4 protein-coding genes are annotated in these 11,901 nt (G+C 42.6%); all 4 read right to left on the reverse strand.

The window, feature by feature from the left end:
- Positions 1–55 precede the first annotated feature (55 nt).
- Complete coding sequence (locus tag CD004_RS11920; RefSeq protein WP_102262970.1) at positions 56–9,166, reverse strand: carboxypeptidase regulatory-like domain-containing protein; 9,111 nt, start codon at positions 9,164–9,166, stop codon at positions 56–58.
- 194 nt (positions 9,167–9,360) lie between these two features.
- A complete protein-coding gene (locus tag CD004_RS11925) occupies positions 9,361–10,209 on the reverse strand; it encodes a GNAT family N-acetyltransferase (RefSeq protein WP_102262971.1) in 849 nt (282 codons plus the stop codon).
- Between the two features lie 64 nt (positions 10,210–10,273).
- The gene (locus CD004_RS11930; RefSeq protein ID WP_102262972.1) at positions 10,274–11,239 is read right to left on the reverse strand and encodes a DMT family transporter; all 966 of its coding nucleotides are present in this window, start codon (positions 11,237–11,239) and stop codon (positions 10,274–10,276) included.
- 229 nt (positions 11,240–11,468) lie between these two features.
- The gene (locus CD004_RS11935; protein WP_102262973.1) at positions 11,469–11,891 is read right to left on the reverse strand and encodes an RDD family protein; all 423 of its coding nucleotides are present in this window, start codon (positions 11,889–11,891) and stop codon (positions 11,469–11,471) included.
- Positions 11,892–11,901: the final 10 nt, after the last annotated feature.

Below are 11,901 nucleotides of genomic sequence, written 5' to 3' on the forward strand. Positions count from 1 at the left end.
TTAAAGAAAAGGCTTCCCTAAATGGGAAGCCTTTATCATCTAGTATTCGTGTCCGTTAGCTTGCTTTATTCTTTTTCTCAGGTTTCCCTGTTACAATTACTCTCATTGTTTTTACTGCCTTTGTTTTACCCGCAAAGTTCTCTGCTTCTGCTTGCAAAGTATGACTTCCATTATCAAGATCCAAGTCTACTGAGTACGTGCCATCCTGCCCAGTTTTAACCGAATCAATCAGGAATACTTCGTTGCCATGCTTTTCATAAATATTCACTGTGGTTCCCTTTGGCGCTGTGCCTTCTACTATTGCCGGCTCACCCTTCACCATCAATTCTTCCACTTCCCAAGTTGGTGCTTCAGGGATTTCCTGTACTGTGTCCTTTGACCAGGCTAGGGCATTTAAGAATAACTGTCGCCCATCTTGAGTCCAGCCATAGTCAGGTCCGATGATATTGGTAACAGCAAAAGAAGACATTAGCAAATGCATGTGCTCCTTACTCCTGAATTCAAATCCAATTGAATCCCCTTTACGCTCTCCGTCAACAGAAAGGCTCGAAATTGCTATACCTGTATAATTCTTGAACGTCGCATATGGACTTTTCGCCGTGTGGATTTTAACCCGGTCATTTTCATCCAATTTGATTCCGTTGAAAATTGGATGTCCATCTGCTGTTTCAACATATATCTCTCCTTCATTATATCCCTGCTGGTCCATTTCCAGACCTCCCGTGACCTCTTTTAATCTTTGGATTGAACCTTCAGCAACGCCCCATGTGCCTGTGAAAACAAGGCTTGTCTTTTGTTCGTCACTTTCTTTGATCAGCTGTTGAAATTGCTCAGTTGTTCCTTTATTTGTATTGACCAGGATGACCTCATAATTTCCAACATTCCCGAGTATGTCCCAGCCTTTCTCTTCCGCATACAGTTCCTGTTCATTTAATAATCCTGTCAGGGCACCATTAACATCTCCCAATACTGCCGCCTCGAATGCGTTGAGTTCAAGGTTGAATTCCTTATCTTCGGATACAATTTCAACCTCAAAAGCATCCTGCAGGTACCCTTCTGCTATTACAAACAAAGTGTACTCGCCAGGCAGCAAATTGTTGAATACATATGAACCATCTTCTATGCTGGAGCCTTCCATCTTAAAATCTGGCTCATCTTTTGGAACTAGAGTCAACTTAGCACCGCCCACAGGTTCTTTGCCTTTCTTGCCTGTAATTACACCATTCAAATCATATCCGTCGATAGCTTCCAGTGTAAAGTTCAAATCGACACTGCTTCCAAGCTCTTCAACTTTAGCTGGCTTGGTTTGTTCAGCAAAGCCTCTTGCCTGGACCTTCACTTCGAAATCACCAATACCAATTCCAAACTTATACTGGCCAGCTGAGTTGGTGGTTGTTTTGTGGTTTGTTCCTTCAATGGTGACAAAGGCATTTGCAATTGGACTTCCCTGACTGTCCTTGACTTCTCCTTTGATCTCACCCTGGCTAGCGGTCAAGGCGTAATTGATTGCATTCAAGTATATTTTTTTCGCATTTTCAGTCCATCTGTCATTCGGATGTCCATAGTTGCTGATTTGCAGGGCGGATAGAAGGATATGGACACTATTGGATGAACTGAACTTATAGGCAATAGAATTGCCAAGTTCACCTTTAACCGGGTTAGTCAAGCTGCCAAGAGTCGTGCCGCTATAGTTTTCAAATACTGAATACTGTACGCTGCCTTTAGGGTTGAGGAGCAGAGGAAGTTCATCACCTTTATTGAATCCCTTGAGAATTGGATGGTTCTCATCTACCCGAAGATTTAGTTCCTTATCTACAAAACTATAATCAAAATCTTCAGGATCCCCATAAGCATCGCTCAAATCTCCTATTGTCCCTCCGTACAAGGCAGTGAAAATAATGCTTACTTCATTTTCATTAGCTTTCTCCACCATCGCTTTAAATCTATCTTCCTTCATGGTATACGATGTATCATTGACGATGATTAATTTATAGTTTGGTATATTCTCAATCAATGCTTCAAATTCTGCATAAGGATGCAAATCAACATCGTATCCATTGCTTTCAAGGAATGGCATGATTTTATCCTGTTGATAAGGGTTGGCAAGGAATGCAATCTTTTCAGAAACAACAAGCGAGACATTCAAGTCTGTCTGCTGCCCTGTGGTAATCTCTACAGTCTGGTAAATTGGCTTAAAGCCGGCCGCAATCACCCTTACTTCATATTGTCCTGCAGGAAGTGTTGCTTGATAACTTCCATCCTCACTTGTCTCGACTGCCACTGGTGTTCCGATGACTTCAACACTTGCACCAGCGATTGCATCTTTCGTAGATGCATCGACAATTTTACCAGCCAGGATGCCAGAATCGACAGCATCAATTACGAAATCTTCATTTATCGCTTCGCCATTTTTGATCGAGACTGTGAATTCTTTTGTATTGTGGCCAAAAGCTTCAATTGTCAAGGTGTAGGTTCCTTCCTCAAATGCAGCAAAGAACTTCCCTTTCTCATCACTTTGATAGGTTTTTCCAGTTTCTTTTACAGAAATCGTCCCTTTTACAGGTCCGTTTTCATTCTGTACTATACCATTTAGTTCACCGACTAGGGGCTCTTTCTTCTCGAGTGCCCAGGTTAGGGCGTTATTCAATAGCCGCTCTCTTGCCGGGTCAAATGAATCATTCGGCTTGAATACATGGCTGACGGTCATATTGGCCAATAGAATTTCAACTGAATCGGTCGTTCTGCCCTTGTAGGCGACCATGCTTCCCTTTTCCCCGGTTCCTGTATGTGAGAAATCAATGACCGTTGTACCCGAATAGCCGTCAAAACCATAATAATAGCCGGACTTTCCCGGTATTTCGATTGTATCTCCTGCCTTAAAACTTGCAGTAAGAGGATGATCACCCACAACAGTTCCCTGTGCTCCTGGTTTGTTGTTATGTTCGAATATAGTTGTCGGATCATTATTAAATTCCTGCAAATATCTAATCGAACCGCGTCCTCCAGCCTGGCCAGTCCAGATGACTGATTTCCTGTTTTCATCCAAAGCTTTCTGGAATGCTAAAAACTCTCCTTTTGACGGTTCAAGATTCTTCGCATAATCAGAATTCGCAAAAACAACATCCACTTCATCCAATTTATCAGTATCCATATAATTCAGGTAAACGACCTTGTAGCCTCTTTCCTCTAGATAGTGCTTATAGGTAGTTCCTGAAGCAGTCAGGTCCACGACGATTCCTACTGTTGGTGAAGGTCTTAATTTTACATTCAGGGCAGCTTTTTGGCCGTCTGTAATTTTCAGCTCAATATCCTGGCGTACATAGCCATCCTTTTCGATCCGGGCTGTATAGTTCCCGGGTTCTACTTTTGAAATGTTGTATTGACCCTGGACGTTTGTAATTACTTCTTTTGGTGCTCCTAAGAGTGCGACTTTCGCGCCTTCAATCGCGTTCCCATCTTTTGAATCTTCCACGGTACCTGAAATGGAGCCAACATTGTCTGCTACTGTCATTCCAATCTTCATCGGCTCACCGTCCATTTCTGCCGTTACTTTCATCGTCTTTGCGGCATAGCCATAGGAACTGATTTCAATCTCGTATTCTCCTGCTAGCGTGGCGATTATAAAACTGCCATCCTGACCGCTTGACTGAGTTTGATATGGCTGTCCCTTCACCTTGATTTCTGCTTTTAATGGATTGCCTTGTTCATCGACAATCGTACCGCTGATCACCGGATATCTAACATTCGCCGCCCATAGCACCGAGTTAATTAGAAGCTGTTTTCCTGCCTCTGTATAATCCTTGGCACCATGGTAATAAGCAAATCCATGGCCACTTAACAATAATTCAACACTTCCGGCTGATCTTGGTTTATAGGCGACCCCAAGTCCATGGGTGGCATCTGAGCCTTCATGCTTGATTTCCGCAAGAGAAAACCCGCTGTAATCCTTGAAGTAACCAACATAGCTGGCTGCTGGAGTGAGGATTTCAACGATTTCCCCAGTCTTTGCTCCATTAAATATTGGATGCTCTTCGATTACTTTGTACTGGGCAGCTTCAGTTGTCTTCCTTATCGTTTTAAGCTCTTTCGGATCCTTCCTGTAATTCACCAGCTGCTTGATGCCGCCACCCCAGACCGCATCACCATAAATCAGGCTGGTTTGTGCTTTATCGGCAGCTTCCATCATTTCATCCGTTATAGCTGATGAGCTTGGGTCATTGAAGAAAATGACATCAAACTCAGCCATTCTCTGAACTAATTCAGCGGGCTGTACATCTAGAACATTTATTCCAATTTCATTAAAAAGAGCTTTGAAGTTTTTCTCGGAGGAATAGTAATCACCTACTACCCCTACTGATGGCATAGTGTGCATCTGAATGTCCAATTCACCAGAATGGCGCGCGACATCGACACTTTGTGTCTGATCGATGTATCCATCCTTACTGAATTTAAGTTCAAACACTTCTTCCTCTAAACCAGAAACTTCATACCGTCCGCTTGCAGCAGTCTGAACTTCTGTAATCATCTCGCCAGCTGAGTTCTTAACTGAAATATTGACACCTTGAAGCTCCATACCAGATATGGAATCTGTTACAGTACCTGTTAGCAGTCCTTTTTCTGACTCACCTAAAGCGATTTGGACTGTTGCAGCCGCCTCTTTGGCTACAGTAACGGTTTCTGATTTAGAACCCAATCCTTTTGACCTGACTTCAAGTTTGAAGGTACCTTCATCATGAAAAAGTGTGAAGTTGCCGTTGGCGTCAGTATTCGCTTTAACTCCTGTTTCGAGCACTTCGATGTTTGCCTCGACAGGTTCTCCAGCTGCATTGGTCACAGAACCTGTTATTTTTCCGTATTCAGCTTTGTACAGGTAATCAATACTGTTAAACAGGATTTGCTGCTGTCCGCGCAGCCATGCCTTGGAACTCTCCCAAGGTACAGTTGCATGACTCGACAATAATAAATGAGCACTGCCTTCGGATACAGCATTATAGGCAATTCCCGATCCTACAAACCCTTGATCAGTGTTGCCGATTTTACCGATTGTCCTTCCGGAATACTGATTGAACCAGGCAAAATCTGCATTATTTTCTAAAACATTGATTCTGTCTCCAGGTTTATAGCCCTTGAAAATAGGATGTTCTGCTTCTACCTGGATTCTCACTTCCCCGCCATCATAGTCATGCCCAAGGTCTTTAGGATCCTGGAAAAAGTCTTTCAAGTGGTGGATGGACCCATAGTTCGCGCCCCACTGATCTGTGAAAATAATGCTGACATTATGGACTTTTGCTCTTTCTGCCAATTCTTTGAACTGGTCCTCAGTAGGCTTGATACCTTCAGAACCGTATCCGCCATTCAGGTAAAGTACTTTATAGCGGCCTATGTCCTCGACTACATCCCAGCCGCGTTCTTCAGCCGTAAATCCATTAACATTCAACAGGGTTGTGATTTCACTCTTATAATCATTCAGTACCGCAATATCAATTGGCTCTAATGCAAAGGTAATATCAGCAGGATCGCCAGGACTGACAACTATTTCCTTGCTTCCGGTTTTATAACCCTTTAATGCAAACTGTGCCATGTAGGCCCCTTCATATACTCCTTCCTTGGCAAAGATTCCATTACTGTCCGTCTGCCCCTCAATTGGTGACTGATTTAGGCTTACAGTCACTCCTTCTACTGGCTTTCCAGTGCGCTTGTCTTTTACAAGGATGGTTAAAGAACTCTTATCTGCTTCTTCAAGTTGATAATTTTTCGTGAATTGATACCCTGAAGAAAGTTTCACTTTTTCGGTTATTTGCTTTTTACCATATGAAGAAATCCTGAGTGTATAGTCGCCAGGTGCGTGCTTTATTAAAAAGACTCCATCTTTATCTGTGCTGACAGTTTCCCCTGTATCTACCACTGTGACAGTACCTTCGATAACATTGCCTTCTCTATCCTTCATTGTTCCTTTCACAGAGCCAGGGGATCTATAGCTTTTAACCCCAGTCTGGAAAGGTACAATTACCTGTCCTGAAAGGATAGGGATACCCGACGTACTATAAACCGGCAGACTGAAGTCTTTCAATCTTTCACCAGTGTACACATCAATGACAGAAAGATTTCCGCTGGTACCTGCAAAAAATAAGAGTCCATTTGCAGAAACAGAACCACTGTTCAAAGTCGTACCCACAGAGCGGTTGTTCCAGAGTTCCTGACCAGTCTTTGCTTCGAATGCGCGTAAGACCGGCTGGACGGCTGAACCAATGACAACGATATTTTCATAGACGATCGGTGAGCCAGCCTGCGTATCACCGATACCGCCTGCCTTCCATTTCTCTTCACCTGTCTTGCTATCCAGGGCATAAAGTGTGCCGCCTTCAGTGTTAAAATTAGTGCCTGCTAGATATAGTGTGCCGCCATCAAATACCGGCTTTGAGGCAACTCCCTCATTTACGAGTGTTTTACTCCACACTTCTGTTCCATCTTCAACCCTGAGTGCCCTGAGCTTTTGATTATCATAGCTTCCGATAAATAACATCCCATCTCCAGCACTAGGACCAAAATAGGTAGGCGCGCCAAGATCGACACTCCATTTCTTTTCACCAGTCTCAGCATTTAACGCGGTTAGCTTTGCATCTTCTGAAAGGTCCGATGAAACCATTAGCGTTCCATCAACAAATAATGGAGATTCATAGACTGCCATTGACCCAACAGCAGTCGTCCATATGTTGCTACCGGATTTGAGATCCAAAGCATAAATCTTTCCGTCTTCTCCTCCTGAAAGGTAGACAGTATCACCATTTATTGTTGGAGATGATCTGTTCGTGCTTCCAATTTTTACAGACCATTGCTCTTTGCCTGTAAACGAATCAAGTGCTACAACATAACCACTGTCCGTTACAAGGACCACTTTGTTATTAGCTGCTGCTGGGGTGGAAAAAAGGATCTTCCCTTTCCCTGAAGCATTGTACTCCCAGCTTTCCTCCAAGGCAGCCAGGTCAATTGCATTTGAAGAGACAGCATTTCGTTGATTGTTGCCGTTGGCCATAGACCATTCCTTACTTAAATTGGCAGGGCTAGTGTTTACCTTTAAATCGATGGAAGTATCACCGTTAACATCCACCTCTTTTGCCAATCCTGTTATCCCCTCTCCTGAAACCTGAAGGATATACTCGCCGGCAGGCAGATTTACGATTTCAAAAGTACCGTTAGCATCAGTTCGATAAGTTGGCAGCGGTGTGTTTTTGACTCTAACAAATGCATAAGGCACGGCCTTTCCAGAACTGTCGGTTACTATTCCAGTTACAGTAAATGCCTGAGCATTATCCAAGGACCAATTCACTGGTAATGTTTCGCCTTTTTTCAGTTCGATTATTGTTTCAAAATCCTGATAGCCAAAAGATGTTACCTTGATTTTATGGCTGCCTTCCCTGATTTTGAATTTGAATTCTCCGTTTTTTCCAATATTATAAGAAAGTCCTTCTTCCTTTATTTCAAGTTTTCCTATGAGCGGCTTGCCATCATTGTCTGTCAACTTGCCGGTAAGCTCACCAGCGAAAGCAGTTTCGGTGACAGCCTGGTAAATATTCATGATTCCTGTGCCATAGGAATCATTTGGCAATGTTCCCATGTGAGGCTCCACTCTGGAAGTCTGCTTTAGTGTTTCTTTTACCTGCTCAACTGTAAGGTTTGGGTTAGCCTGCAATAATAGCGCTACTGCACCCGTTACATGAGGAGTCGCCATTGACGTGCCGCTGATAGTGTTGTATTTCCCTTCATTCCGTTTAGCAGGCCATGCTGAATAAATCTTGTGGCCTGGTGCAGATATATCAGGTTTAATTATCCGATGCTCATTGCCGTTTTCATCCTTCCAAAAAACAGGACCACGGCTAGAGAAATAGGCAGTTTGGTCATACGCATCAGTGGCTCCGACAGCAAATGTTTCCGGAAAGCTTCCCGGAGAACCAATTGTCTGTGATCCCGGTCCATCATTCCCCGCTGCAAAAGATGGGAAGATCCCAGCAGACACCCATGCTTTTACATCTTCATAGAATTCAAGGTTATAAGTATTAGAATTTCCCCAAGAGTTGTTTACTACGTGAGGAGCCTTCGAAGGGTCACCCCCTGGAGCCATGAACCATTGAAAAGCCTGGTGGATTGCGGATAGGGTTGTGGAGCCCCCATCATTGAAAATTTTTGCCGCAATCCATTCTGCTTCAGGAGCTACACCGATGGGTTCACCAGCGCCGCCGCCAACTGCTGTTCCGGCTACGTGGGTTCCATGACCATGTCCGTCATTCGGTTTGTCATACCCCTGGCCAGATAAATCAATCCAAGAATATTGATGATTGCCATCTCGGCCGCGATAGTTATGTTTAAGTGCTTCATGATTTCCGTCTACCCCGGAATCCATGATTCCTACAACCATACCATCACCTTTTAATCCGTATTGGCCCCATACCTTAGGTGCATATATTTTTTCAAGTCCCCATTGAGGCAGTCGCGGTGGATTTTCTTCCACTGTCACCTCAGGAAGACTAAGTGTTTCATCGAGCGAGATTTCTGCTATATCGTCACGGTTCCTAAGTTCTTCAAAAGCCTCTATTGTGATCGAAGCAGTAATCCCATTGATGATCCAAAGAGAATCCTTCATTTTTGCTTTTCCTTTAGTTTCCAGGGCAGAAAGTGCCTGCTGGATTCCTTTTTGAGAATTGTTCGCTTTTTCTTTGAGGTGATCCTGGATGGCTTTGATTTTATCTGGGCGGTTTTTCTTTGCTTTCACTTGGGGATAGATCTTGCTGAGGTCTGGTTGATCTTTCATCCTGATGATTACATTAAGTTCTTGTTCTTTTTCGAAGGCTTTAAGTAGCGCAGCAGCCTCTTTCTTGATTTCATTAGCTGTTGCTTCATCCCTTTTCAAAGGTGGAGGATTGATTCCCAATCCATCTAAAAGCTTTGTCAGTTCACCACTTTCTTCCAATGGACTTTCTTGTTCTGCTGCTTTTTCAGAAGCAGCGGCCTGTTCACGCTGTTTTTCCAGTACGAGTTCTTCTTCCGAAAAACTCTTGTGTTTCTGTTCAGCAGCGTATGACAGCTGGCTAGTAAATGATGAAATAATCATCAGTATCACTAACATGACTGCCGAGAACTTCCTTACGGTGACCTTCTTTTTTCTAAGCATTTTCTTACACCCCCTGATCTTTGATTACCGAAGAAATACTGCATAATTTTGTAAAAACCTTTTAATTTATTGAATATTAACATTATTCAGATAAAAATGAATACAAAGTATTACTATTTTTGTAATATATAGTAAATTAGTAACGGTGCAAAAATATGAAAAAGAGACCATGAAAATGGTCTCTTTTTCTGGTTTTATTTAATTAACGGGATCACTTTAGCGTTACAAGTCTTCTCATAAAATTCAATTGGTCCGGCATCATCAATGATAATAACTTTATAACCTTTTCTTTGCATGCCTTCAAGGGCTACATGCAATAATGATTCCCCAATACCTAAAGCTCTTTTGTTTTTTGCGACACCCATCGGTCCAAAATAGCCGGTTTGATGAATATCAAACGCAGCAAAGCCAACGATCTCCCCTGACTGGTCTTCAGCGATATAAATAGACGGATGCTTAATCATCAACGCTTGTTTGATAGACTGAGTCCAACGGGTGCCAAACTCATTGTTTATGAACTGAATTAGCCTTTCGGCGTCGCCATCACTAACCATCTTAATAGCACTGTAAAGATTTTTCGGTGGACTGTAACCTGCTAAATCTAAATGCATATCCCTAGAAACTGTAGCTACACTTAAAAGGATGTTTTTCTGTTCCTGAGTCAAAAGCTTTCCAGTTTGTCCGCTCTTGATTAATGCTTTCAGGACATGTCCTTCGTTTAGATAAATTTGATTGTAGTTCCTCATATAGCTGATTGCTTGTTCAATCACTAGATTTGCAGATTCACTAATTGGCATTTTAAAGGGTGTACAGATTTCAAAAGAAAGATTTTCATGACTCTGGTTAAATGATTTCTTCATAACATCAATGTCGATATTACTTTTTTGTATTGCCTCTTTTATTGGGGAGGAGCCATCATCCAAGCAGCCAATCAAAAGATGCTCAGGCATCAGGCATGGGCTGCCCGCCTGTTTGCACTCCTGTTCTGCTATAGCGAAAGCTTTTGCCATTTGTTTCGTAAGTTTTACATCCTTTAACTCCATTCTATCCCCCCATAGATCTATAAGAGTTTATATTAATATCTAAGCTTGATGGCGCAAACCAATTCTACGCGCTGATTTTCATTTGTCCTTCTTTTCTCCTTATTGTTGAATAGCTGTGGAGTGCCATTCCTAGCATAACGAGGCTGATTCCAATCCAGGATAAGGGAGTTGGCAGAGGCAGTGATAAGATGAAAAATTCCCCTGCCAAAGCAAAAAGCACTTCCGCTGCCTGGGTTGCTTCAACGGCAGCAAGCTTCTGCATATTGCCCCTCACTAAATCTGTAGCCTTAAAGAATAAAACCGTCGCTACCACGCCAGAGGTGATGGCTACTAAAAGGGACTGTAAACTTTGGTTCATTGTAGGAGCACCCTCCTTCAAAAAACCATATAGAGCTAAAAGCAGCCAGAATGGCACACTGGCCAGCGTCATTCCAAGGACACGTTGATATGCATCAAGATTGCCGTTGGTTACTTCCATCATTTTTCTATTTCCCAATGGATAGGCGAAAGATGCAATAAATACTGGGATCACTCCGAGAAAAACAATTTCGATTGGTATATGCCTCGCATGCTCAAGTTGCATAAGCAGTATCCCTGCTAAAATGATTATAGACATACCGAGTCCTCTAAAAGGTATTTTTGCCCTGACAGTTACTAAACCTTCAGTGGTCATTTTGTTTTCATAAAATAAGGGACTGAGCAAAGCACCTGATATAATCGTGATTTGCCATGTGCCTGCAATCAACCAGCCTGGTGAAAAGGCGGCAGCATATGTAAGGGGTGCATAGAACAAGACAAAGCCAACGAAGCTCCAAAGGAACCATGGATATGGATTCTGTTTGATATTCTGGATTACTGGCTTTAAATTCCTCCTTGCTGCCACGATCGCCAAAAGGAATGGAATCATGAATATGTATCTAAGTGAGGCACTCCATATCCAGCTGCCCCCCGATAATTCCATAGATTGATTCAGAACAAAGGTGAATGCAAAAAAGAAGGCCGCTAAAATACCTAATAAAATTGGTCCCACTAGCTCAATCCCCCTTTATGATTAGGCTTTATTCATAATCTATATAGCTAGCAATTAAAAAAACAGCACCTGTTATTCAGACATTTCCATGTCCACTTGATTGAGAGCAACATCCTTCTTTTCTATTAAATTCTTTTTAACAATATAACATATAAACAGAAGATCTATCACCAGTTTTTTCCACAAAAAGACACCTGTTGGCATGCCAGGTGTCCAAAAATGTCATTTCTTATTGTTCATATTGAATTTCATCTGGTTTGTCATAAGTTACATATGTTCCAGCTATGAAATCATGGATTGCTCTTTTGTCCTCACGGATGCCTACCATGAAGGCACTGACAATAAAACCGATCCCTAACGTAAGTACGTAAACGAGTCCGGCAACGATTGTTCGCATTAGCATCGTACCAAAGCCAAGCTTTTCTCCATTCACTTTCGCGATTCTCACACCCACAATTTTCTTTCCTACTGTATATCCTGACCAAACAACAGGAACAAGCAGAGTGTATAGCAGGTTCAGTGAGGAGGTAAAAGCATTTTCTTCCGCACTACCCGTTACTAAGTAGCTAATAATCAAAAGTGGCACCCCGATAATTAATCCGTCTAAAATTCCTGCACCCAGTCTTACCCAAAAGCCGGCTGGTCTGTTCATTGGATTTCCT

The organism is Mesobacillus jeotgali (genome assembly GCF_002874535.1).
Classification (GTDB): domain Bacteria; phylum Bacillota; class Bacilli; order Bacillales; family Cytobacillaceae; genus Mesobacillus; species Mesobacillus jeotgali.

What these genes read in the sequence shown, in the direction of transcription:
- CD004_RS11920 (WP_102262970.1), bottom strand. Translation starts at nt 9,166, where the DNA reads ATGCTTAGAAAAAAGAAGGTCACCGTAAGGAAGTTCTCGGCAGTCATG.
- CD004_RS11925 (WP_102262971.1), bottom strand. Translation starts at nt 10,209, where the DNA reads ATGGAGTTAAAGGATGTAAAACTTACGAAACAAATGGCAAAAGCTTTC.
- CD004_RS11935 (WP_102262973.1), bottom strand. Translation starts at nt 11,891, where the DNA reads ATGAACAGACCAGCCGGCTTTTGGGTAAGACTGGGTGCAGGAATTTTA.